This window comes from Micromonospora sp. NBC_00362 (assembly GCF_026342155.1).
Lineage (GTDB): Bacteria > Actinomycetota > Actinomycetes > Mycobacteriales > Micromonosporaceae > Micromonospora > Micromonospora hortensis.
On sequence record NZ_JAPENH010000001.1, the window covers coordinates 3,799,139 to 3,821,968 of the forward strand.

The following is a 22,830-nucleotide window of genomic DNA, read 5'->3' on the forward strand; positions in this document are numbered from 1 at the left end:
ACATAAGCGGCAACCGGGCAACCGAAGTGCAAGATCGCGGAGGTTGGGCGCGGATCAGAGCTTGTACTCCTTGAGGAGGCCTCGGGAGATGATGGTCTTCTGGATCTCCGAGGTGCCCTCGCCGATGAGCAGGAACGGGGCCTCACGCATCAGCCGCTCGATCTCGTACTCCTTGGAGTAGCCGTAGCCGCCGTGGATGCGGAACGCCTCCTGGACGACCTCGGCGCAGTATTCGGAGGCGAGCAGCTTGGCCATCCCGGCCTCCACGTCGTTGCGCTGGCCGGCGTCCTTGAGCCGGGCGGCGTTGACCATGAGGGCGTGTGCGGCCTCGATCTTCGTGCCCATCTCGGCGAGCTTGAAGGCGATCGCCTGGTGCTTGGCGAGGGGCTGGCCGAAGGTCTTGCGCTGCTGGGCGTAGCTGACCGCCAACTCGAAGGCCCGGATGGAGATGCCGCAGGCGCGGGCGGCGACGTTGACCCGTCCCACCTCGATGCCGTCCATCATCTGGTAGAAGCCGCGGCCCACCTGGTTGGCGCCACCGAGGATCGCGGAGTCGGGGACGGTCACCCCGTCGAGCACCATCTCGGTGGTCTCGACGCCCTTGTAGCCCATCTTCTCGATCTTGCCGGGGATGGTGAGGCCGGGGGCGGTCTCGCCGAAGCCCGGCTCCTTCTCCAGCAGGAAGGTGCTCATGTTGCCGTAGACGGACTCCGCGCCGGTGTCGGTCTTGACCAGGGTGGCCACCACCGAGGAGTACGCCCCGTTTGTCAGCCACATCTTCTGTCCGTTGAGCACGTAGTTGTCGCCGTCGCGGACGGCCCGGGACTTGATCGCCGACACGTCGGAGCCGGTCTCGGGCTCGGACATGGAGAACGCGCCGCGCACCTCGCCGGTGGCCATCCTCGGCAGTAGGCGGGCCTTCTGCTCGGCGGAGCCGTGCTGGGAGATCAGGTACGCCACGATGAAGTGGGTGTTGACGATGCCGGAGATCGACATCCAGCCTCGGGACAACTGCTCCACCACCAGCGCGTAGGTGAGCAGCGATTCGCCGAGGCCGCCGTACTCCTCGTCGATGGTGAGACCGAACAGCCCCATCTCGCGCATGCCGTCGAGGATGTCGGTGGGGTACTCGTCGGCGTGCTCCAGCCGCTGCGCGTGCGGGATGATCTCCTTGTCGGCGAAGTCCCGAACGGTCTCCAGGATCGACTGTTGCACATCGGTCAGGCCGGGCGTCTGGGCGAGTCGGGCCATCTCAGCCTCCGGGGATCCGCGCACTACTCATGGGTAACTGAACGCTGGGTCAGTATCGGCCCCTCGGGTCGACGAGGCCAAGGTGACCAGTCCACACAACCGCTGTGAAAAGGTTCACCGCTGCGGGTAGCGTCCGGCAAGAGGGACTTTTCCGGCACCGGCAGGAGGAGGACAGCTGTGAGCTACCCGCCGCCGTCGGGACCGCCCGAGGACGAGCCGCCGCCGTCACCCTACGAGCCACCGAAGGACCAGTCGCCGTACGCGCCACCGCCGGCCGGCCAGTCGCCGTACGCGCCGCAGCCGGACCAGCCGGCGTACGAGCTGCCAACGGAACGCTCACCGTACGGGCCACCGGCTGGCGAACCGTCCCCGTACGGCCACCAGGGGCCGCAGCAGTCGGCGCACTGGAGCCAGCAACCGCCGTACCCCCCGCAGGGCCCCTACGGGCAGTACGGCCCACCGCCTTCCGGGCCGGGTCGGGGCACCAACGTGCTGGCGATCCTGTCGCTGGTGTTCGCCTTCGTCTTCCCGCCGGCCGGCGCCGTCCTCGGCCACGTGGCCAAGCGGCAGATCCGCACCAGCGGCGAGGAGGGCGACCAGCTCGCCACCTGGGGGCTGATCCTTGGCTACGTCTTCACCGGCCTCACCGTGCTGGCCTGCTGCGGCTGGCTGGCGCTGGTGGCCTTCGGCAACACCGGCGACAGTGGCAGCTACTGACGACCGGGCCGCCGCGGACCGTCGTCGTCAGCGGAAGCGGGCCTCCCGGACGCTGTTGCCGCCGTCCACCACCAGCATCTGGCCGGTGATGTACGAAGCGGCCGGCGAGCAGAGGAAGCTGATCGCCGCGGCGACCTCGTCCGGCGTGCCCGGCCGCCCCACCGGGGTGCCCAACCCCTGCTTGATCTCGGCCATGGTGGACGCCGCGGTGTAGATGGTGCCCGGCGCCACCGCGTTGACTGTCACCCCGTCGGCGATCATCTCCATGGCCAGGGCCCGGGTCAGCCCGACGACCCCGGCCTTCGCCGCGGCGTACGCGGCCTCGGTGGGCAGGGCGTTGACCGGGCCGGCCGTGGCCGACAGGTTGACGATCCGACCCCAACCCCGCTCGGCCATCCCCCCGATGAACGCCCGGCTGCACAGGAACGCTGTGGAGAGGTTGCGGTCGATCTCACCGCGCCACTCGTCGTAGGTCAACTGCGCTACCGGCCGCAGCACCCCCTGGCTGGCGCGACTGGCCAGGCCAGCGTTGTTTACCAGCACCTCGACGTCGCCCAACTGCTCGGCGACCGCATCGGCCAGCGCGCCGACCTCGGACTCGTCGGTCAGGTCCGCGACGAAGCCGGTCACCCCCAGCTCGGTCGCCCGCTCGTGGATGCGGCGGGTGGTGGAGACGATGGCCACCCGCGCGCCCAGGTCGGCGAGTCGCCGGGCGGTGGCGTACCCGATGCCGTCCGGGCTGCCCGCCCCGGTGACCAGGGCGACCCGCCCGTCGAGGCGCATGGTGACCGGGTCGGTGAGCGCGACCGGCTCGTCGGGGCCGGGGCTGCCCGCCGGGGTGGCCGTCCGGGCGCGCCGGGCCGCACCCGGGCGGCTGACGTCCCGTCGGGGTCGACTGCCGGAGCGGTCCGCGGCGCGCGCGTCGTATGCCATGACAGGGATCCTGCCCGTTACGACCGGCCCGAGCAACGCGGCACCCGGAAGCAGGGGCGTCGGGTTTGGGCGGCGCTGGCTACCCTGTCTCCGCACCCCAACCTGACGGAGAGTTCGTATGACCAATCCCCCGCCGCCCGGCAACTGGAGCGATCCCACGTGGTCGGCCCAACCGTCGAGCCCCGCACCGGATCCGACACTGGTGGCCGGTCAGCCGGTGCCCGCCCAAGCTGGCCCGGTCGACCCGTACGCCCCGGACCCGTACGCCCCGGCCCCGTACGCCCCGACCGCGTACGCCCCGGACCCGTACGCCCCGGTCGACCCGTACGCCGGTGCGAAGCAGCCAGCGGCCCAGCCGATGCCCGGTTACGCCCCGCCCGGTTATCCGCCGCAGTACCCCGGCTACGGCTACCCCCAGCCGCCGAAGACCAACGGGCTGGCCATCGCGGCGTTCGTGCTGGCCCTGATCGGTTTCACGTCCTGCATCACCGCGCCGATCGGCGCGATCCTCGGCCACGTGGCGCAGAAGCAGATCCGGCTCAGCGGCGAGGGCGGGGCGGGGATGGCGAAGGCTGCCATCATCGTCGGCTGGATTCTCACCGGGTTCCTGGTGCTGGTGATCCTCATCTACGTCGCCGCGATCGTCTACGCGATCGCGACCAGCGACAACAGCAGCAGTAGCTACTGACCGGCGGGCGGGCCGGCGTACCGCCGATTGTCGGGCCGGACCGACAGCCGGCGGCGGTCGTCCCGGCCCGGCCGGTCACTGCTCCGGTGGGGTGAACGACGAGGTGCGGCTCATCCCGGCGGCCCGGCCCTTGGCCGCGACCACCAGCGCCATCTTGCGGGACGCTTCGTCGATCATCTCGTCGCCGAGCATCACGGCGCCGAGCCGGCCGCCGGCCTCCGAGGTGTAGTGCTCGTACGCGTCGAGGATCAGCTCGGCGTGGTCGTAGTCGGCCTGGGCCGGCTGGTAGACCTCGTTGGCGGCGTCGATCTGGCCCGGGTGCAGCACCCACTTGCCGTCGAAGCCCAGCGCGGCCGAGCGCTTGGCCACCTCGCGGAACGCGTCGACGTCGCGGATCTGCAGGAACGGGCCGTCGATGGCTTGCTTGTCGTGCATCCGCGCGGCCATCAGGATCCGCATCAGGATGTAGTGGTACGGGTCGCCCGGGTAGTCCGGGATCAGGCCGCCGACCACCATCGACTTCATGTTGATCGACGCCATGAAGTCGGCCGGGCCGAAGATGATGGTCTCCACGCGCGGCGAGGCGGCGGCGATCGCGTCCACGTTGACCAGACCGGCGGCGTTCTCGATCTGCGCCTCGATGCCGATCCGACCGACCTCCAGGCCGATCGTCTTCTCGATCTGGGTGAGCGTCAGGTCCAGCCACTGCACCTGGGCCGCGGTCTGCACCTTCGGCAGCATGATGCAGTCCAGGTTGGCGCCGGCGCCCTCGACGACCTCGATGACATCCCGGTAGGTCCACGGGGTGGTCAGGTCGTTGACCCGGACCACCCGGGTCTTGCCGGCCCAGTCGCCCTCGTTGAGGACGGCCACGATGTTCTTGCGCGCGTCCGGCTTGGCCAGTGGGGCGACGGCGTCCTCCAGGTCGAGGAAGACCTGGTCGGCCGCGAGGCCCTGAGCCTTGCCGAGCATCTTCACGCTGGAACCCGGCACGGCGAGGCAGGACCTGCGGGGGCGACCGACTGCGGCCATGGATGCGCTCCTTCCAGCGTCCGGCGGGCATGCCGACGCCACCTGACGACAGATCCGGGACCTTAACGATCCCAAAGGGCGTTGTGACGCCACGGTAACCTCGCGCCATGACCGGGGTGAATGGACCTGTGGAAGATCTCACTGGGCGCCGACTGGTGGTGGTGACCGGGGCCAGCTCCGGCATCGGGCTGGCCGCCGCCGTGCACCTGGCCTGTCGGGGCGACCAGGTGGTGCTGGTCGGGCGGGACCCGGCCCGTCTACAGGCCGCTGCCGTTCGGGTACGGGAGAACTCCGGTGAACGTCCGGAGCTGTTCCGGGCCGACTTCGCGATCCTCGACGACGTACGTCGACTGGCCGAGCAGCTCCGGTCCGCCTACGACCGGATCGACGTGCTCGCCAACAACGCCGGCGCGATCGCGCTGCAACCACTGAGCACTGTCGACGGCTTCGAGATGTCGATCCAGGCCAACCACCTGGCCCCGTTCCTGCTGACCAACCTGCTCGCCGACCGGGTGGGCCGGGTCGTGGTGACCGCCTCCGGCGCGCACCGTTTCGGCGCACTGGACCCGGACGACCTGAACAAGCCACTGCGTGACTACCGGCCGATGGGCGCGTACGGCACCAGCAAGCAGGCGAACGTCCTGTTCACCGCCGAGGCCGCCCGGCGCTGGCCGGACGTTGCCGCCTACAGCTTCCACCCCGGCGTGGTCCGTACCCGGTTCGCCAACGACAGCAGGCTTGTCGCGTTCGGCATGCGGTTCATGCCGTTCCGCAGCCCGGAGAAGGGTGCGGAGACCCTTGTGTGGTTGGCCAAACAGGAGCGCTCTCGGCTGATCAACGGGGGTTACTACGTCGACCGCCGACCGCGTCGACCGCTCCGGAAGGCTGCCGATCCGCAGCTCGCCGCCCGGCTATGGACGGCGAGCGCCAAGGCCGTCGGTCTCGATGACTGACCGGGCCGGTGTGCTGACACTCGTCGCGATCGTCGAGTTCGCGGTCGGGGCCGAGGCCGCCGGGCAGCGCTACGAGGACGCCGTGCTGGCCCTGCTCGAACGGCACGGCGGCCGGTTGGAGCGGCGTCTGCGCGGCACCGACGGGCAGGCCGAGGTGCACGTGATCCGGTTCGACGGGCGGGCCGGCTACGAGTCGTTCCTCGCCGACCCGGACCGGGCTGCCCTGCGTACCGCCCTCGGCGAAGCCGCGCCGACGACCCGGGTGATCGAGGTGCACGAGGGCTAGCCCGGTAGGTGGGTGGGGCCTCGGTCCGCCCGCTTGGGTTGATCAGTCGGCCAGCGGGGTCGGGTCGGCCGGGAGGGCTGTGGGTTCGCTCCGCCGGCCGCCGAGCACCACCACCGCCACGCCGGCCAGCAGCAACGCCATCCCGAGCAACGCGTACGGGCGGGGCAGCTGACCCAGCCAGGCCCAGCCGAGCACTGCCGCGCCGGGCGCCTCCAGCAGGATCAGCACGCTGACAGTGGTAGCCGGGATTCTCCGAAGGGCGTAGTTGAACATCGAGTGCCCGAGCAGTTGGGCGCCCGCCACCAGGGCCAGGATGGCCAGCCAGGTACGCCCGTCGAAGCCGGTCAGCCGTACGCCGCCGACCACGCACAGGGTCAGCAGGATCAGCGCGCAGATCCCGTAGCAGATGGTGGTGTAGGTGGTGGTGCTGATGCTGACCCGGGCCCGTTCCCCGAAAGCGGTGTAGACGGCGGCGAACATGGCACCGATCAGCGCCAACACGTCACCGAGGACGGCCCGGCCGGAGACCCCCACGTCCACCCCGGTGGCGACCGCCGCGCCGCCGACCGCCACCGCGATGCCGATCCACACCACCCGGGGCAGCGGACGCCCCTGGGCGCGGGCGATCAGCCCCTGCCAGACCGGCTGGGTGGCGACCAGGGCTGTGGACGTGGCGACCGAGGTGAGCTGGGCGCTCGGCACCCAGGTCGCGAAATGCCCGGCCAGGGCGACCCCGGACAGCACGCAGAACAGACCCTCCCGCCGACCCGCACTCACTGTCAGTCTGCGGAACTCGGCGCGGCGTCGGGCCAGCGCGAAGGGACTCAGCACGGCCACCGCGAGCAGGTTGCGCCAGAACGCGATGGCCAGCGCGGGGGCTGCGGCGTACGCGATCAGCGGCGCGGACGACGACACGGCGACCACTGCCAGCCCGACCGCGCCGGTGGTCAGCGGGTCCAGGGACGGCCGGGGTGGAGGTGGGGGCACGGGACGTAATCCTCACACGTATGACGGTCAGCACGGAGGGTCATCACTCCGTTACGATCACGCGGGTTCGCGCCGGCGACCCTCGACCGCCCGGAGGCGCTCCCCCATGCCCAGCTACCAGGCGGTGCTGTTCGACTTCTTCGGCACCCTGACCCGTTCGGTACAACGCGGTGTCGCGCACGTCGGCACCGCCGAACTGCTCGGCTGTCCCACTGAGATCTTGACCGAGGTGCTGAACCGCACCTACTACGAGCGGGCCAGCGGCCGGCTCGGCGACGCGGAGGCGACGCTGCGCTGGGTGTGCGCCCAGGCCGGCGTACACCCCAGCGACCATGCGGTGCGGGCAGCTGTGGCGTCCCGGCACCGGGCGGTCCGCGCCGACACCTGGCTGCGGGCCGACGCGGTGCCGGTGCTGGCGGCTCTGCGCCAGCGCGGCCTGCGCACCGGCGTGATCAGCGACTGTACGCACGAACTGCCGGCCTTCCTGCCGCAGCTCGCTGTCGCCCCCCTGCTCGACGTTCGGGTCTTCTCGGTGCAGGTCGGGCGGTGCAAGCCGGATCCGACGCTCTACCTGACGGCCTGCCAGCGGCTCGGGCTCGCTCCGGGCGACTGCCTCTACGTCGGTGACGGCGGCAGCCAGGAGTTGACCGGCGCCGAGCGGGCCGGGATGACCGCCGTCCGGCTCGCCGCACCGGATCTGGCCACGCACATGGTCTTCAACGCCGACCGGGACTGGTGCGGCCCGACGCTCGGCGCCTTGGGCGACGTGCTCGCCCTCGTCGACGCCGACGCCGCGGTGGCGGGCGTCGGCGGTCGGACGGGCTGATCGACCGATCAGCGGCGGCGGACCCGGTGCAGTCGGAACGGCTTACGGGTGGCCCGGACCGCCGGAGTCGGCCGAGGTGGCTCGGCCTGCGCGTCGGCCGGCAACTCCGATCCGGCCAGCGGCGTACCGGCCGGGGCGAGCCGGTTCACCGCGCATCCGTCGGCCGCCCAGCGGGCCACCAGGTCGGCTGTCGGACCTGGCGCGTTGAGGCGCTTCGCCGCCACCAGCGGCGCGGTCACCTCCCACGCCTCGGTGCCTGGCTGCAACCGGCTCACCCGGGCCGGCCAGGTGACGATCCGACCGCCGTGGTCGCCGCGCAGGGTGACCTGGGCCTCGGTCGCGTCGGCCAGACCCGGTGCGGCCTGCTCGCCCGGCCCGCTGACCACCAGCAGCGCGCCCTCCAGCGGTGCGCACCAAAGCGCGAGCGCCGGCCCGTCCGCAACGCTGACCCAGGCCACGGCGGCCTTCTTCATCGCCTCGTCGACCAGTGGGGTGCCCCCGGGGGCGTCCTCGTCCGTCACACCAGCATCCTCCCGCATCGGCGCCTCCGCTCAGCCCACGAACGGCGGCACGGCGATCTCACCGCGGGCCACCGGCACCACCTGGCCGGCGACCGTCGCGCCGACCGCCACCCCGTTCGCCGCTGTGACAGTGCAGGCCAACGCGGACGGACGGTTCATCTCCACGCCCTGACGGACCGCGTACTCCGAGCGCCCCTCGCCGGGCAGCAGACCACTCGCCACCAGCCAGACACCGAGGCCGAGCGCCGCCGAACCGGTCGCCGGGTCCTCCGGAACGCCGATCCCCGGCACGAAGACCCGGGCGTGCGCGGTTTGCGCGGCCGCGTCCCAGGAGAAGACGCTGACGTGCGACACCCCGTACCGCTGCGCCGCCGCCGGGTCCACCCGGGCGCGGGCCACCGACTCCGGACGCACCGGCAGGTACGGGAACTCCAGCCCGCAGCCGGCGACCCGTGGGGGCGGCCCGAGGTGGTCGTCGGCGACCAGCCCGGCGATCTCCAGCAACGGCTCCGGGTCCAGCTCCGGCCCGAGCGTCGGAGCGCCACCGGTCAGCGTCGCCCCGGACGCGGTCACCTCGATCGGCAGCACACCGGCCCGGCACTCCTGAGTGACCTGCCCCACACCGAACATGCCCCGTCTGCAGGCGGTGACCGCCGCGCCCACGCTGGGGTGCCCGGCGAACGGCAACTCCTCCACCGGGGTGAAGATCCTGGCCCGGTAGGTGACGCCGACCTGGGTCGGAGGCAGCACGAACACCGTCTCGGACAGGTTGAACTCCAACGCGAGCGCCTGCATCTGCTCGGTGGCCAGCGCCTCCGCGCCGAACACCACCGCCAGCGGGTTGCCGGCGAAGGGGCGATCGGTGAAGACGTCCACGATCTCGTAGGCCAAGGTCGACATGTTGATAAACACTAGGCGCTTAGGCTGGTGCCCGTGAGTACGCCGACCCGGGTCTACATCGCCCGTCTCGCCGGAGTCGCCGTCTTCGACCCGAACGGTGACCAGGTGGGGCGGGTTCGTGACGCCGTGGCACGGCTGCGGGCGACGAAGCGTCCGCCGGAGGTGGTGGGTCTCGTCGCCGAGATGCCGATGCGTCGCCGGATCTTCCTGTCCATCAACCGGATCACCTCCATCGACGCGGACGCCGTGGTGCTCGGCTCCGGCACCCTCAACCTGCGCCGGTTCGAGAAGCGCCCGAACGAGCTGCTGGTGCTCCAGGAACTGCTCGACCGGCGGGTGCAACTCGACCCGGGCGGCCAGCCCGGCGCGGTCGTGGACGTCGCGATGGAGTGCACCCGGGGTGGCGAGTGGTCGCTGACCCGTGTCGCCGTACGCGAGCAGACCGGTCGGCTCAGCCGCCGCGGCCACCTGCACCAGGTCGAGTGGGACCGGGTGCGCGGGCTCAGCGGCATCGCCGACAACCGGGGTACGGCGAACCTGCTCGCCGTACTGGAGGACATGCGCCCCGCCGACCTGGCCAACGCGTTGCAGGATCTGCCCGACGCGCGACGCAACGAGGTGGCGGCCGCGCTGGACGACGAGCGACTGGCCGACGTGCTCAGCGAGCTGCCGGAGCACGACCAGGTGGAGATCCTCGCCGCCCTCGACCGGGAGCGGGCCGCCGACGTCCTGGAGGAGATGGACCCGGACGACGCCGCGGACCTGCTCAACGAGCTGCCCCCACCCGAGCAGGACGTGCTGCTGGACCTGATGGAGCCGGACGAGGCCGATCCGGTACGCCAACTGCTGAAGTACACCCCCGGCACGGCGGGCAGTGTGATGACCTCGGAGCCGGTCATCCTGCCGCCGGACGCCACAGTCGCCGAGGCGCTGGCCCGGATCCGGGAGCCACAGCTCTCCCCCGCCGTCGCCGCGCAGGTCTTCGTGACCCGAGCACCGCAGAACACGCCGACCGGCCGTTACCTGGGCATGGTGCACTTCCAGGCGCTGCTGCGCGAGCCCCCGGCCGACCTGCTCGGCAAGGTGGTGGTCAACGACATCGACCCGCTGCGCCCCACCACGCCGCTGCCGGAGATCACCCGCCGGATGGCCACCTACGACCTGGTCGCCATGCCGGTGATCGATCGCAACAACCGGCTGGTCGGCGCCGTCACCGTCGACGACGTGCTGGATCACTCGCTGCCCCGGGACTGGCGGGACCGCGACGCCCTCGCCGCCCCGGGCACCACCGACCCTGCGCTGGACGGCGCAGATGGCTGACCAGCGTCGGACGGAGCGTCTCGACCAGCCACGTGAGCCCCGGGGCGTGAAGCTGCCCCGGTTCGACGCGGAGGCGTTCGGGAGGTGGTCTGAGGGCATCGCCCGGGGCATGGGCACCGCGAACTTCATCGTCGTCATGACTGTGGTGATCGCGATCTGGTTCGTCTGGAACACCCTGGCCCCGGCGGACCTGCGCTTCGACCCGTACACCTTCACGTTCCTGACCCTGGTGCTGTCGTTGCAGGCCAGCTACGCGGCCCCGCTGATCCTGCTGGCCCAGAACCGGCAGGCCGACCGGGACCGGGTGGCCCTGGAGGAGGACCGGCGACGAGCCACCGCGCAGAAGGCGGACACCGAGTATCTGGCCCGGGAGATCGCGGCCCTGCGGATCGCGCTGGGTGAGGTCGCCACCCGCGACTTCCTCCGCTCCGAGCTGGCCCGGCTGGCCGAGGAACTGGACGAGGTGGGGCAACGCCGGCAGCGACTGGAGCGCCGCCAGCAGGAGAAGGACAGCCGGCAGGAGCGACGTGGCCAGCGGCCGACCGACGGCGTCGGCCTGGAAGAACCCCGCGACGACCTGGACGGCGACTTCACCCGGGACGCCCGGCCGGACGGCACCGGCCCGCGCCGGTCGGAGAGCTGACCGACGGGTCATCGATTGGCTCACACCGCCCCGGGCAGCGGCGGCAACGGATGCCCCGCGACGTAGCATTGCGGGCATGTCAGCACCCGTGAGCACCGTCGAGGACGCGATCCAGGCCGCCCTGGCCACCGTCAACGACCCGGAGATCCGCCGGCCCATCACCGAGCTGGGCATGGTCCGCTCCGCCACGATCGGTGCCAGCGGTGTCGTCCGCGTCGAGCTGCTGCTCACCGTCGCCGGCTGCCCACTGAAGGACAAGCTGCGTAACGACATCACGGCCGCCGTCGCCGCGGTGCCCGGCGTCACCGGCGTGGAGATCGACTTCGGTGTGATGACCCCCGAGCAGCGGCAGGGGTTGCAGTCGCAGCTGCGCGGCGGCGGCGCGACCGAGGAGCCCGTCATCCCGTTCGCCCAGCCCGGCTCGCGCACCCGCGTGTACGCGGTGGCCAGCGGCAAGGGTGGCGTCGGCAAGTCCAGCGTCACTGTCAACCTGGCGGCGGCGCTCGCCGCCCGTGGGCTCTCCGTCGGCGTGGTCGACGCCGACATCTACGGCCACTCGGTGCCGCGAATGCTCGGCACGGAGGCCCGGCCCACCCGCGTCGAGGACATGATCATGCCGCCGCAGTCGCACGGCGTGAAGGTGATCTCCATCGGCATGTTCACCTCCGGCAACGCCGCAGTCGTGTGGCGCGGTCCGATGCTGCACCGGGCACTGCAGCAGTTCCTGGCCGACGTCTACTGGGGCGACCTGGACGTGCTCCTGCTCGACCTGCCGCCGGGCACTGGTGACGTGGCCATCTCGCTGGCCCAGTTGCTGCCCAACTCGGAGATCCTGATCGTCACCACCCCGCAGACCGCCGCCGCCGAGGTCGCCGAGCGGGCCGGGGCGATCGCCCTGCAGACCCACCAGCGGGTGGTAGGCGTCATCGAGAACATGTCCTGGCTGGAGCTTCCGGACGGCTCCCGGATGGAGATCTTCGGCGCCGGCGGCGGTGAGGCGGTGGCCGCGTCGCTGAGCCGGACCATCGGCGCGCAGGTGCCGCTGCTCGGTCAGATCCCCCTGGACACCCGGGTCCGCGAGGCCGGCGACGCCGGCAACCCGATCGTGCTGGCCGAGCCGGGCTCCCCGGCCGCTCAGGCGCTCGGCACGATCGCCGACCGGCTCGCCCTGCGCCGCGAGTCACTGCTCGGCAAGCCACTCGGTCTCAAGCCCGCTGGGCGCTGACCACCCGGAACACCATCAGCCCGTCGGCCACTGTTGGCCGGCGGGCTGAGTCGTGCCGGTGGGTGGTCCAGCCAGGCCGCCGCGACGGGCGCGATCCGACCGAGTCCGGGTAGGGCTAGACCAGCCTGTCGCGGGCACCAGCCGGTCGAGGTACGGGTCGGTCAGGTGGCGTCGTCGTAGCTGGCGCGGGGGGCCGGAGCCGAGGGGCTGCTGGTGGCAGTGCCGGAGCGGGCCTCGTTCGACCGGAGGTCGGCGGCGTTGGCCACGTCCTTCAGGTCGTTGTGCACGCCGCTGACGTCCGCGCGCAGGTTGTCGTAGACGCCCTGCAACGGCTTGCGGATCGCCGCCTCGTCCTCCTCGCTGAGGAGGTGCTTGCGGATGAATGCCTTCGGATGCAGGTCTTCCAGCTGGATGTCGGTGCCCAGCTCACGGCTCAGGTCGCCGGTGGCGTTGCGGGCCATGTTGCGCAGGTTGCGCACCAACCGCAGGCCGTCGGTGATCACGGCGGGGAGCCGGTCGCCGAAGATCAGCAGCGCCAGGAGCAGCAGCGCACCGATCTCCCACCAGTTCAGGTTGTCGAGCATCCCGCGGGCCTCCTCTCGGCGTCAGCAGCAAGACTACGCACGGCGGACGGCTTTCGGGCAAGGGGTGCGCCGCTGTTCACTTCGCTTCCGTGGTGAGTCACTTCGCGTCCGCGGCGAGAGTTACCGAGGTGTTCTGCCGAGCGGAGCCCCGCCGATACTCGACGGTCACGACCGAGCCCGGCGCGTACTTGCGGACCAACGCCGTCAGATCCGTCGGCTCGGTCATCGGCCGCCCGTTGATCTTGAGAATCACGTCGCCGACCTTCAGTCCGGCGCCGTCCGCGGGGCCGGACGGCTCCACCTCGGCCAGCCGCAGGCCACCCCCGACAACCCCGGTGGGGCCGTCCGCCCGGGCGCCGATCACCGTACGCCGGGCCTTACCGGTGCCGATGATGTCCTGGGTCACCCGCTTGGCCTGGTTGATCGGGATGGCGAAGGCGAGCCCGATGTTGCCCGCCTCGTGTCCCTCGGCCACGAGTGACTTGATGGTGGAGTTCACTCCGACCACCCGGCCGGCACCGTCGACAAGTGGGCCGCCCGAGTTGCCGTGGTTGACCGCGGCGTCGGTCTGGATGGCCGCGTAGTACCGCACCGGGCCGCCCGGCTCACCGGCCTGCATCGTCCGGTCCAGCGCACTCACGATGCCGGCGGTGACCGTGTTGGCAAGCGACAACGGCGAGCCGATGGCGAGCACGGGGTCGCCGACCGCCAGCGCGTCGGAGTCGCCGAACTCCACGGGTCGCAACCCGGGACGACTCACCTTGATCACCGCGATGTCCGACTCCGCGTCCTGGCCGACGATGGTCGCCGGCGCGGTGCTGCCGTCGTTGAAGACCACCGAGGCCTTGCCGGTGCCGCCGGCCACCACATGGTCATTGGTGATCACATGGCCGTCGGCGGTGGCGATGAACCCGGAGCCCTCACTGGTCCCGCCGAGGCTGCTCATCCGTACGGTGACCACGCTGGGCAGGACTCGTTCGGCGACCCCGGCCAGCGACTCCGGTTTGCGCTGCGCCAGCGCCGGCACCTCCGCGGGCGCACCGCCGAGGACCGCCGCACCAGCGCCGCCGCGCACCGCGAACGCGTAGCCCAACGCACCGCCGAGGGTGCCGGCCAGCAGCGCGGTGATCACGGGAATGAGCAACAGGTGGCGCAGAGTCGGCCGGCCCGGCGCGTCGGGGTCGCTGACCGGCTCGGGCTCGGTGCCGGGGGCCACCACCCCGGGCACCACCACTGCGGTAGGGGCCGCCGGGTCGCGCCAGGGGTCGGCGAGCGCGTCCGACCACCAGGCCGACGCGTGGGCCGAGTTGGGGGCGCCCACAGCCGGCCCCGGCCAGCCCGGTGTCGGCCCGCCGGCAGACGCCGGCCAGCCCGGTGCCGGTCCGCTGCCTGGCGGGGCGAGGGGCGCACGGTCGGCCCCCGGCATGGTCGGCGGCCCCACCGACGGGGCTCCTGCCCCGGGCGGTCGCGCCGGAGCCGGAGTCTCACCGCCCCGGCGCCAGTCCCAGCCGTCGGTCACGTCGGTGCCTCCCAGTCCGTCCCCGGATCCCGCGCCGCGTCGCCCGGCCACGGGCCGGTCTGGTCGCGGCTGACGGGATACCGCCTCCAGGATTGCACGGATGGACGCGGTGCAGTCAGCGGTTGCCCCGGTGATCGCTTCCGGCGGAGGCGCGGCTGCGCCCCACGACGGTCGCCTCTACGCTCACAGTGCCAACCCGCCCCCGCACCACGCACCGCCCCCGGAGGTGCCCCATCGCCACGGTCGCCGGTTCCGGCAGTTCGACGACACAGGCCCAGCATTTCGCCGAGTCGTACGTCACCGAGGATCTCGTTCTGCGTACCGCCCGCAGCCTGGCCCGGGAGGTGGGCCTCGACGCGGTCACCCCCGGCGCGGGGGCGGCGCTGCGGCTGCTGGCCGCCGCCGGCAACGCCCGTGCGGTGGTGGAGATCGGCACCGGCACCGGAGTCAGCGGCGTCTGGTTGCTGCGCGGCATGCGCGTCGACGGCGTGCTCACCACCATCGACGTGGAGGTGGAGCACCAGCGGATCGCCCGGCGGATCTTCGCCGAGGCGGGTTTCGCGGCCGGGCGTACCCGGATCATCACCGGTCGGGCGCTCGACGTGCTGCCCCGGCTCGCCGACGGTGCGTACGACCTGGTCTTCGTGGACGCGGAGGCGACTGGCTTCCACGCCTGTGTGGAGGCGGCGCTGCGGCTGTTGCGCCCAGGGGGCGTGCTGGCGCTCAACGGTGTGCTGGCCAGCGGCCGGATCGGCGACCCGTCCGCCCGGGACGCGGAGACGGTGACGGTTCGCGAAACGATCAAGGCGGTCCGGGAGTCGGAGCACTGGATTCCCGCGCTGCTTCCGGTCGGGCACGGGCTGCTCGCCGCGGTGAAGTGCTGATCCGAGCCCAGGACGGGTCAGAGCCTCGGTCGGGCCGGGGCTCTGACCCACGCGCTAGTTGACGTCGGCGAGCCAGCGCAGCAACGAGCGGACGCCCCAACCGGTGGCGCCTCGGCTGACCTCGGCCTGGTCGCTGTCGGCCCAGGACGGGGCGGACATGTCCAGGTGCAGCCAGCGGTCTCGTAGCTCGCCGGTGAACTCGCGCAGGTAGAGCGCGGCCAGCACCGACCCGGCACCCTGCGCGGGTGCGCTGTAGAGATCGGCGATCTCGCTGCCGAGGTACTCGACGTAGTCGGTGTGCAGCGGCATCCGCCACGCCGACTCGCCGGCCGCCTCGGCCGCCGCCAGCACGCTGGCGGCCAACTCGTCGTTCTCGCTGTAGAGGGCGGCGGTGCGCTTGCCCAGCGCCACCGAGTTCGCGCCGGTGAGCGTCGCCAGGTCGAGCAGCAGGTCCGGTTTGAGCTGCTGCACCGCGTACGCCAGCGCGTCGGCGAGGACCAGCCGACCCTCGGCGTCGGAGTTGGTCGTCTCGCTGGTCGTACCGCCGTAGTGCCGGATGACGTCGCCGGGGCGGAACGCCGAGCCGCTGACCATGTTCTCGGCCAGCGGGGTCAACGTGGTGATCCGGACCGGCAACCGCAGCGCGGCGGCACCAAGGGTGGCGGCGACGACAGCGGCCGCGCCGGCCATGTCCTTGCGCATGAGCTTCATCGACGCCACCGGCTTGATCGAGATGCCACCGGTGTCGAAGGTGATGCCCTTGCCGATCAGCACCACATGGGTGCGCGCGTTGGCGGGGTGCCAGTCCAGTTCGACCAGCCGGGGTCCGCTGGCGGATCCACCGCCCACGGCGAGGATCCCGCCGAAGCCCTCGGTGGTCAGCTCTGCCGGGCCACGGACCCGCAGCCGCAGGTCCGGAAGGTCGGCCGCGGCGGAGGCCACCTGGTCGGCGAACCACTGCGGGGTCTTCACCGACGAGGGAGTGTTGGTCAGGTCCCGCGCGAGATGGGTCATCGCGGCCGTGGTCCGAGCCGTGGCGACGGTGTCCTCGTACCCGGCGGGGTCGTCGAGCAGCAGGTCGACGCCGGTGAGCGCCGGTCGGTCGCCGGCCTCGGTGAGTCGGAACCGGTACGGGGCGAGCAGCAGCCCCTCGGTCAACCCGCGAACTGCGGCCGGGGTCACCTCGGCGGGCAGCGCGATGGTGATATGCGTCTCAGCTGAAGCTGAGCGGGCCAGGGCCGCGCCGGCTGTCCGCCAAGCCGCCTCGCCGCCGTCACCGATGCCGAGCAGCAGCAGCCGGCCGGGGGTACGCCCGGGGCGCAGCTGAGTGTGGATCTCGCCGGCCCGGCCCGTCAGCCGGGCCGCTGACGCCAGCGCGGCCGCCTCGTCGGCCGTGCCGTCCGGGCCCGCCACGGCTGTCGATACTGGCTCGGCCGAGGTGTCACCTTCCGCCGTCGAATCGGCGGAGCGGACGGGCAGGACGAGGACGTCGAGCCGGTCCGGCTCGGCGATCAGACGGATTGCGAGCACGCGGAACCGTACCTCCAGGAAAGTGTCGCGGACCGGTGGCGAACCCACCTGACCGCAGCGTTGAAGACCCTGAGCCACCGGCGATTCCGGTGGCTCAGGGTCCAAAGAACGTTCCGGGCGGCGTGAGCCGCCCGGAGCACTCCTTACTCAGCCGGCCGCTGCCTTCAGTGCGTCACCGAGCGCGTTGGCCTCGTCGGGAGTCATCTCGACGACGAGCCGGCCACCGCCCTCCAGCGGGACCCGCATCACGATGCCCCGCCCCTCCTTGGTGACTTCCAGCGGACCGTCGCCCGTCCGCGGCTTCATCGCCGCCATGTTGTCTCCCCTCAGACCTACACCAGGGTCGGTGGGTTGCCCCACAGCCACTTCGTCACGACCACCCGCAACGGTCACGGGGGTGTCGACAAACGATTTTCCCTGATGAACACCGCCGGACCCAAACCGGAGCAGCATTGATGTAACAGCATCTAGCTTATCTTGAGAAGGCCTGTCACAATGTGCGGTCATGCAGGCACGGTCGGCACTCTTCGACCTGTACGGCGACCACCTCCGTCCGAGGGGTGGCCGGGCACCGGTTGCTGCCCTGGTCAAGCTACTGGCGCCGCTGGGAATCGCACCGCCAGCAGTTCGCACCGCCGTCTCCCGGATGGTGCGCCAAGGCTGGCTCGAGCCCCTCCGGTTGGTCTCCGGACCGGGATATTCGATCACACCGAAAGCTGCCCGCCGACTCGACGAGGCAGCCGCCCGGATCTACCGGACCGGCCGGGTCACCTGGGACGGCCGGTTCGACCTCCTGGTGTTGGAGGCCCCGGGCTCCCGGCGGGACCGCCAACGGCTCGCCGCGAATCTGAGCTTCCTCGGCTACGGAACGCTCGACGAGCAGACCTGGGTCGCCACCCGCCCCGCCGAGGACGTCGACCTCCTCCTCGCCGAGACCGGCATCCGGTTCGAGCGGTTCACCGCCTCGCACTTCTCCGGCACCCCCGGCGCGATGGGCGTGGTCCGACGCGCCTGGAACCTGGCCGAGATCGGCCGCGCCTACGAGCGGTTCGTCGCGGACCAGCGCCCGCTGCTCGCTGCGGTCACCGTGCGCAGCAGCGACGAGGAGGCGTACGCGACGCGGTTCCGCCTCGTGCACGCGTGGCGTACGTTCCTCTTCCAGGATCCGCAGCTGCCCCCGGCGCTGCTGCCCGAGCGGTGGCCCGGCACCGCCGCGGCCAGTTTCTTCGACCGGCACGCAGCCCGCCTGCGTCCGGCCGCCGACCGGTACGTCGAACAGTGCCTCGACGCCGGCAACCGCATCGTCCGACAGAAGGGTCGTTAGACACGTGACCGAGCCGCTGCTGGTCGACCGGACCGACGCCGTCGTCACCCTCACGCTGAACCGGCCGAACGCGATGAACGCGCTCGACGTGGCGCTCAAGGAGGCGCTGCGGGACGCCCTCGCGGAGCTGGAGACCGACCGGTCCTGCCGTGCTGTCGTCCTGGCCGGGGCCGGCGGAGCGTTCAGCGCCGGTCAGGACCTACGCGAACACGTGGCCACCCTGGAAAACTCCGCCAATGACCCGCTGGGCACCGTGCGGGCGCACTACAACCCGATCGCCGCCCGGCTCGCCAACCTGCCCAAGCCGGTGATCGCCGCGGTCCGCGGGATGGCCGCCGGGGCGGGCGCGTCGCTGGCGTTCCTGGCCGACATCCGCATCGGCGGTCCGACCACCAGTTTCCTGATGGCCTTCGCCAAGATCGGTCTCGCCGCCGACACCGGCGCTTCCTGGACGTTGCCCCGGCTGGTCGGCCACGCCAAGGCGGTGGAGCTGCTGCTGCTGGCCGAGCCGGTCCGCGCCGAGGAGGCCTGCCGGTTGGGCCTGCTCAACCGGCTGACGGACGACGACGAGCAGGTGTTGCCCGTCGCCCAGGAGTTGGCCGCCCGCCTCGCCGCCGGCCCGACCATCGCGTACGGGGCGATCAAGCGACAGCTCTCCATCGCCGACGCCGGCACCCTCGCCGACGCGCTCGCCGCCGAGGCGCAGGCCCAGTCGATCTGCGGCGCCACCGCCGACCACCGGGCGGCCACCCTCGCCTTCGTCGGCAAGCAGAAACCGGTCTTCGAGGGACGCTGAACGCGATCCGGACGCCGCCCTTACCGTCCTCGAACACGGAACGCCTAGCGTCGGCCGGTATGAGCGATCGTGAATCGGTGGCGCACCTGCTGCGCCGGGCCACCTTCGGGCCGACCGCCGACGAGGTGGACGCGGCCGAGCGGGCCGGGCCGGCGGCGACACTGGACCGGCTGCTCACCCCGCCCGCGACGGACCGGGGTGCGGCGGCCACACCGGTTCCGACGCTGCCCCCGGACCCGTACGCCGGGCTGACCAAGGACTCCACCCGTGAGCAACGGCAACAGGCCAACGCGGAGCGCCGCAAGCAACTCCAGCAGGTCACCGAGTGGTGGCTGGACCGGATGGTGGCCGCCGAGGACGGGCTGACCGAGAAGTTGCTCTTCTTCTGGCACGGGCACTGGGCCACCAGCGCGCAGAAGGTCAAGTCGGCGCGGCTGATGGTGGGCCAGTTGGAGACGCTGCGCCGGCACGGTCGTGGGCCGCTGGGCCCACTGTTCGCCGCGATGGTGCGCGACCCCGCCCTGATCGTCTGGCTGGACGGGCAGAAGAACACCCGCAAGGCACCGAACGAGAACCTGGCCCGCGAGCTGATGGAGCTGTTCACCCTCGGCATCGGCGCCTACAGCGAGGCCGACGTGAAGGCCGGCGCGCGGGCCCTGACCGGCTGGGTGGTCGACCGGCGTACCGGTGCGGCCCGCTTCGAGACCCGCCGGCACGACCCCGGCGAGAAGAGCATCCTCGGACGGAGCAGCCGGTTCGACGCCGAGGCGTACGCCGGCCTGCTGGCGGCCCAACCGGCAGCGGCGACCTTCGTCGCCGGTCGGCTCTGGTTCCGCTACGCCGGCACCGAGACCCCGGCACCGGATGGCCTCGCCGGCGCGGACACCATCGCGACAGTGCGCGCGCTCTTCTCCGCGCCGGCCTTCGCGCAGACCCGGGGCACGCTGGTGAAGCAACCGGTGGAGTGGTTGGTCGGTGCGCTGCGGCAGCTCGGTATCCGACCGTCCGCGCTGCCCGAGCAGCAACGTAGACAACTGCTGGCCGGTCTGAACGCGCTCGACCAGGTGCCGTTGCGCCCACCGAGCGTCGGTGGTTGGCCGGCCGGGTCCGCCTGGCTGACCACCTCGTCGTTGCAGGCCCGGCTGCGGACGGCCGGGGTGCTCGCCGCCGCCACGGCACCAGCGGTGCTGGCCCGCCTGACCGCCGCGCCCACCGCCGGCCGACCGGACGCGCTGGCCCGACTGCTGGTGGTCGACGGCTGGGGCGCACGCACCCGGGCGGCTCTCACCCCGCTGGCCGGTGAGCCCCGCAAACTGCTGGCCGCCGGCCTGGTCAGCCCCGAATACACAGTCAGCTGAGCGGAGGAGTCGACATGGACACAGTGACCCGACGCAGGTTCCTGCTGACCAGCGGGGTGGTCGGCGCGGGCGCGTTGGCCGCCGGGGCCGGCGCGTACAGCCTGCGGGACCTGCTGGACACCAGCGGGGACCGGGACCCGCAGTCCCGCACGCTGGTGCTGGTGACCCTCTACGGCGGCAATGACGGCCTCAACACTGTCATCCCGTACGGCGACCCGGCCTACCGGGCGGCTCGCCCGGAGCTGGCGTACCCGGACGGGGAGGTGCGGCGGTTGGACGACGACTTCGGCCTCAACCCGGCGCTGGCCGGCCTGCACCAGCGCTGGTCCGGCGGTGGGTTGGCGATCGTGCGCGGAGTCGGCTACCCGAAGCCGGACCGCAGCCACTTCCGTTCGATGGACATCTGGCACACCGCGCAACCGGACCGGCCCGGCAACACCGGCTGGCTCGGGCGGTGGCTGGACCGCGCCGGCGGCGACCCCCGGCTGGCGGTCTCCTTCGAACCGGCGCTGCCGCCGCTGCTGGCCGGGGCCGAGAGCGCCGGTGCGGCAGTGCCGGTGACCGACCGGAAGGCCGCGAAGGGGCTGCCCGCGGCGACACTGACCGCGTTCGCCGCCGCCGAGGCGGGCGAGTCGGCGGCCCGGGGCCGGGCCGCCGCCTGTTTCGCCGACCTGCGGTCGGTGGACGAGATGATCCGCCAGGTACGCGACTCCGCCGACCCGGACACGGCGGACCCGGACGGCGAGCAGGCCCCCGCGACGGCCACCGGCGGGGCCCGCACCCCACTGGACGCACAGCTCGACCTGGTCGCGCAGTGCGTCGAGGCGGGAGTGTCCACCCGGGTCTTCTCGGTGTCGCTGGGCGGCTTCGACACGCACGCCGACGAGAAGCAGTTGCAGGCCGTGCTCCTGGGTCAGCTGGACCGGGCGTTGACCGGGTTCGCCGACCGGATGAGTCGCACCGAGGCGGGCCGGAAGGTGGTGGTGGCGGTCTACTCCGAGTTCGGCCGTCGGGTACGGGCCAACGCCTCGGACGGCACCGACCACGGCACCGCCTCGGACGTGCTGCTTCTCGGCGCGGGCGTCCGGGGTGGCTGGCACGGCTCACCACCGAGCCTCACCGACCTCGACGACGGCGACCTGAAATACACCACCGACTTCCGGGACGTCTACGCCACGCTGCTGGAGCGGGTGCTGGACACCGACCCGGGCCCGGTCCTCGCCGACTGGCGGGGACGAGTGGACAAGCTTTTCTAGTCGTCCTCTTCCGGGTCCTGGTTGGCCTGCTCGCCCAGCACGAACGCCTGCATGGCCAGCTCGTCGCCGGCCGGCGAGACGAAGGCGGGCAGCTCACGCGGGCCCAACTCCTGCACGTAGGACCAGAACAGCCGAACCGCCTCGGCCGGCGTGCCGGCCTCGATCGGCAGGTCGAGGCTGACCAGCCAGGTGCGCCGCGCCGGGGGCGGGCCGAGCTGGTCGGCCAGCGCCCGGAAGGCCGCCGGCTCCACGGCGGTGACCGGCCCGTCGAACGTCAGCAGGTCGGCCGGCACCGGCTCGTCGAAGGCCCGCCGGGTGTACGCGACAACGAGCGTGCCCGGCTCGACCGGGGACTGCGGGTCGTCCGGGTCTTCGCGATGGCGTCGACCCGGCGCGGTGACCCGGCCGAGGGCCACCAGCCGTGGCGGCGCGTCGACAAGCACGGCCACCTGGTCGCCCAGCCCTGGCCGGGCGACATCGGTAAGCCCGGTCAGCTCCAGCGTGTCGTGGTGCACGAGCCGCTCGGCCTCGTACCGTTCGGCGGGCAGCAGCACCGCCCAGGTGCCCACCCCGTCGGCGTTGCCGGCCGCACCGGCCCGGTGCGCGGTCTCGGTCGTCATGCCTGCAATCTCATCACGCCGCCGATGCAAGGGTGACGTGACAGCCGACGATGTGATCGTCGACCATCCCGGTGGCCTGCATCAGCGCGTACGCGGTGGTCGGGCCGACGAACCGGAAACCGCGCTTCTTGAGTGCCTTGGCCATCGCCGTCGACTCCGGCGTGATCGGCGCCAGCTCGGCGAACGAGGCGGGGCGAGTTGGTCGGGGCTCCGGCGCGAAGGACCAGAGCAGCGCGGACAGGCCCTCCGGCAGCTCCAGTGCGGCGCGGGCGTTGGCGATCGCCGCCTCGATCTTGGCCCGGTTGCGGACGATGCCGGCGTCGGCGAGCAGCCGGGTCACGTCGGCGTCGTCGTAGCGGGCGACGGTCGGGATGTGGAACTCGTCGAAGGCCAGTCGGAACGCCGGACGCTTGCGCAGGATGGTCAGCCAGGACAACCCGGACTGGAACGCCTCCAGCGTCATCCGCTCGTAGAGCGCGTCGTCGCCGCGCAGCGGCCGCCCCCACTCGGTGTCGTGGTAGATGGCGTAGTCGGGGGTGCTCGACCCCCAGGCGCAGCGAGGCAGCCCATCGGCGCCGATCACCAGGTCAGTCACCTCGTACACGCTAGGGCATCCGTCCGACACCCCATTGCCACCGGCCGTCCGGCTGCCTATGGTGCTTGTTACCGACCGGTAG

The 22,830-nt window shown here is 72.1% G+C and carries 25 protein-coding genes; 13 read left to right on the forward strand and 12 right to left on the reverse strand.

Going from position 1 to position 22,830, the window contains the following annotated elements:
• Positions 1–54: 54 nt before the first annotated feature.
• Positions 55–1,251: an acyl-CoA dehydrogenase family protein gene (locus OG992_RS17260; protein ID WP_238683855.1), complete on the reverse strand. Its 1,197-nt coding sequence runs from the start codon at positions 1,249–1,251 to the stop codon at positions 55–57.
• Between the two features lie 177 nt (positions 1,252–1,428).
• Between OG992_RS17260 and OG992_RS17265 the strand changes: the two genes are divergently transcribed.
• On the forward strand, positions 1,429–1,968 hold the full coding sequence (locus OG992_RS17265; protein ID WP_238683639.1) for a DUF4190 domain-containing protein: 540 nt from the start codon (positions 1,429–1,431) through the stop codon (positions 1,966–1,968).
• Between the two features lie 27 nt (positions 1,969–1,995).
• Here OG992_RS17265 and OG992_RS17270 read toward each other — a convergent pair whose 3' ends face one another.
• Positions 1,996–2,901: an SDR family NAD(P)-dependent oxidoreductase gene (locus OG992_RS17270; protein ID WP_266303729.1), complete on the reverse strand. Its 906-nt coding sequence runs from the start codon at positions 2,899–2,901 to the stop codon at positions 1,996–1,998.
• A gap of 118 nt (positions 2,902–3,019) precedes the next feature.
• On the opposite strand from OG992_RS17270, the gene OG992_RS17275 reads away from it, so the two are divergent.
• On the forward strand, positions 3,020–3,589 hold the full coding sequence (locus OG992_RS17275) for a DUF4190 domain-containing protein (RefSeq protein WP_238683640.1): 570 nt from the start codon (positions 3,020–3,022) through the stop codon (positions 3,587–3,589).
• Positions 3,590–3,664: 75 nt separating this feature from the next.
• On the opposite strand, the gene OG992_RS17280 is transcribed toward OG992_RS17275, so the two are convergent.
• Positions 3,665–4,621 (reverse strand): CoA ester lyase, encoded by a 957-nt coding sequence (locus OG992_RS17280; RefSeq protein ID WP_266303730.1) that lies wholly within the window; start codon positions 4,619–4,621, stop codon positions 3,665–3,667.
• A gap of 128 nt (positions 4,622–4,749) precedes the next feature.
• Between OG992_RS17280 and OG992_RS17285 the strand changes: the two genes are divergently transcribed.
• Positions 4,750–5,574, forward strand: coding sequence for an SDR family NAD(P)-dependent oxidoreductase (locus OG992_RS17285; protein WP_266305223.1), 825 nt, complete (start codon positions 4,750–4,752; stop codon positions 5,572–5,574).
• Entirely contained in the window at positions 5,567–5,860 is a 294-nt protein-coding gene (locus tag OG992_RS17290; RefSeq protein ID WP_112673907.1) for a hypothetical protein, read from the forward strand. The genes OG992_RS17285 and OG992_RS17290 overlap by 8 nt, the downstream gene beginning before the upstream one ends.
• A gap of 42 nt (positions 5,861–5,902) precedes the next feature.
• Here the strand turns inward: OG992_RS17290 and OG992_RS17295 are convergent, their stop codons facing one another.
• The gene (locus OG992_RS17295; RefSeq protein WP_266303731.1) at positions 5,903–6,847 is read right to left on the reverse strand and encodes a DMT family transporter; all 945 of its coding nucleotides are present in this window, start codon (positions 6,845–6,847) and stop codon (positions 5,903–5,905) included.
• 106 nt (positions 6,848–6,953) lie between these two features.
• Between OG992_RS17295 and OG992_RS17300 the strand changes: the two genes are divergently transcribed.
• Complete coding sequence (locus OG992_RS17300; protein WP_266303732.1) at positions 6,954–7,673, forward strand: HAD family hydrolase; 720 nt, start codon at positions 6,954–6,956, stop codon at positions 7,671–7,673.
• Between the two features lie 8 nt (positions 7,674–7,681).
• On the opposite strand, the gene OG992_RS17305 is transcribed toward OG992_RS17300, so the two are convergent.
• Positions 7,682–8,212 carry a hypothetical protein gene (locus tag OG992_RS17305; RefSeq protein WP_238683645.1) on the reverse strand — a complete coding sequence of 177 codons (531 nt, stop codon included), beginning with the start codon at positions 8,210–8,212 and terminating at the stop codon, positions 7,682–7,684.
• A gap of 12 nt (positions 8,213–8,224) precedes the next feature.
• Positions 8,225–9,094, reverse strand: coding sequence for a PhzF family phenazine biosynthesis protein (locus OG992_RS17310; RefSeq protein WP_238683646.1), 870 nt, complete (start codon positions 9,092–9,094; stop codon positions 8,225–8,227).
• 33 nt (positions 9,095–9,127) lie between these two features.
• On the opposite strand from OG992_RS17310, the gene OG992_RS17315 reads away from it, so the two are divergent.
• The 3 genes from OG992_RS17315 (at position 9,128) to OG992_RS17325 (ending at position 12,282) form a co-directional block, all read left to right on the forward strand.
• Entirely contained in the window at positions 9,128–10,414 is a 1,287-nt protein-coding gene (locus tag OG992_RS17315; RefSeq protein ID WP_238671210.1) for a CBS domain-containing protein, read from the forward strand.
• Complete coding sequence (locus OG992_RS17320) at positions 10,407–11,057, forward strand: DUF1003 domain-containing protein (RefSeq protein ID WP_238683647.1); 651 nt, start codon at positions 10,407–10,409, stop codon at positions 11,055–11,057. Before OG992_RS17315 ends, OG992_RS17320 begins: the two co-directional genes overlap by 8 nt.
• A gap of 76 nt (positions 11,058–11,133) precedes the next feature.
• The gene (locus OG992_RS17325; protein ID WP_238683648.1) at positions 11,134–12,282 is read left to right on the forward strand and encodes an Mrp/NBP35 family ATP-binding protein; all 1,149 of its coding nucleotides are present in this window, start codon (positions 11,134–11,136) and stop codon (positions 12,280–12,282) included.
• Between the two features lie 161 nt (positions 12,283–12,443).
• Here the strand turns inward: OG992_RS17325 and OG992_RS17330 are convergent, their stop codons facing one another.
• Both OG992_RS17330 and OG992_RS17335 read right to left on the reverse strand, forming a co-directional pair.
• Complete coding sequence (locus tag OG992_RS17330) at positions 12,444–12,866, reverse strand: preprotein translocase subunit TatB (protein ID WP_091394791.1); 423 nt, start codon at positions 12,864–12,866, stop codon at positions 12,444–12,446.
• Positions 12,867–12,963: 97 nt separating this feature from the next.
• Positions 12,964–14,385, reverse strand: a complete 1,422-nt coding sequence (locus OG992_RS17335; protein ID WP_266303733.1) for a S1C family serine protease — start codon at positions 14,383–14,385, stop codon at positions 12,964–12,966.
• 188 nt (positions 14,386–14,573) lie between these two features.
• On the opposite strand from OG992_RS17335, the gene OG992_RS17340 reads away from it, so the two are divergent.
• Positions 14,574–15,269, forward strand: coding sequence for an O-methyltransferase (locus tag OG992_RS17340; RefSeq protein ID WP_308193641.1), 696 nt, complete (start codon positions 14,574–14,576; stop codon positions 15,267–15,269).
• 54 nt (positions 15,270–15,323) lie between these two features.
• Here the strand turns inward: OG992_RS17340 and OG992_RS17345 are convergent, their stop codons facing one another.
• Positions 15,324–16,799 carry a M17 family metallopeptidase gene (locus OG992_RS17345; RefSeq protein ID WP_238683649.1) on the reverse strand — a complete coding sequence of 492 codons (1,476 nt, stop codon included), beginning with the start codon at positions 16,797–16,799 and terminating at the stop codon, positions 15,324–15,326.
• 147 nt (positions 16,800–16,946) lie between these two features.
• Entirely contained in the window at positions 16,947–17,114 is a 168-nt protein-coding gene (locus tag OG992_RS17350; RefSeq protein ID WP_007455245.1) for a DUF3117 domain-containing protein, read from the reverse strand.
• Positions 17,115–17,304: 190 nt separating this feature from the next.
• On the opposite strand from OG992_RS17350, the gene OG992_RS17355 reads away from it, so the two are divergent.
• The 4 genes from OG992_RS17355 to OG992_RS17370 are packed head-to-tail and all read left to right on the forward strand — an operon-like array spanning position 17,305 to position 21,533.
• The gene (locus OG992_RS17355; protein WP_091394799.1) at positions 17,305–18,123 is read left to right on the forward strand and encodes a PaaX family transcriptional regulator C-terminal domain-containing protein; all 819 of its coding nucleotides are present in this window, start codon (positions 17,305–17,307) and stop codon (positions 18,121–18,123) included.
• A gap of 4 nt (positions 18,124–18,127) precedes the next feature.
• On the forward strand, positions 18,128–18,919 hold the full coding sequence (locus tag OG992_RS17360) for an enoyl-CoA hydratase-related protein (protein WP_266303734.1): 792 nt from the start codon (positions 18,128–18,130) through the stop codon (positions 18,917–18,919).
• Positions 18,920–18,978: 59 nt separating this feature from the next.
• Complete coding sequence (locus OG992_RS17365) at positions 18,979–20,277, forward strand: DUF1800 family protein (RefSeq protein ID WP_266303735.1); 1,299 nt, start codon at positions 18,979–18,981, stop codon at positions 20,275–20,277.
• Between the two features lie 14 nt (positions 20,278–20,291).
• Positions 20,292–21,533, forward strand: coding sequence for a DUF1501 domain-containing protein (locus OG992_RS17370; RefSeq protein WP_266303736.1), 1,242 nt, complete (start codon positions 20,292–20,294; stop codon positions 21,531–21,533).
• Here the strand turns inward: OG992_RS17370 and OG992_RS17375 are convergent.
• Both OG992_RS17375 and OG992_RS17380 read right to left on the reverse strand, forming a co-directional pair.
• Positions 21,530–22,153: a hypothetical protein gene (locus tag OG992_RS17375; protein ID WP_238683653.1), complete on the reverse strand. Its 624-nt coding sequence runs from the start codon at positions 22,151–22,153 to the stop codon at positions 21,530–21,532. The two genes, OG992_RS17370 and OG992_RS17375, sit on opposite strands and share 4 nt — an antisense overlap.
• 13 nt (positions 22,154–22,166) lie before the next feature.
• Positions 22,167–22,748: a DNA-3-methyladenine glycosylase I gene (locus OG992_RS17380; RefSeq protein ID WP_323181883.1), complete on the reverse strand. Its 582-nt coding sequence runs from the start codon at positions 22,746–22,748 to the stop codon at positions 22,167–22,169.
• Positions 22,749–22,830: the final 82 nt, after the last annotated feature.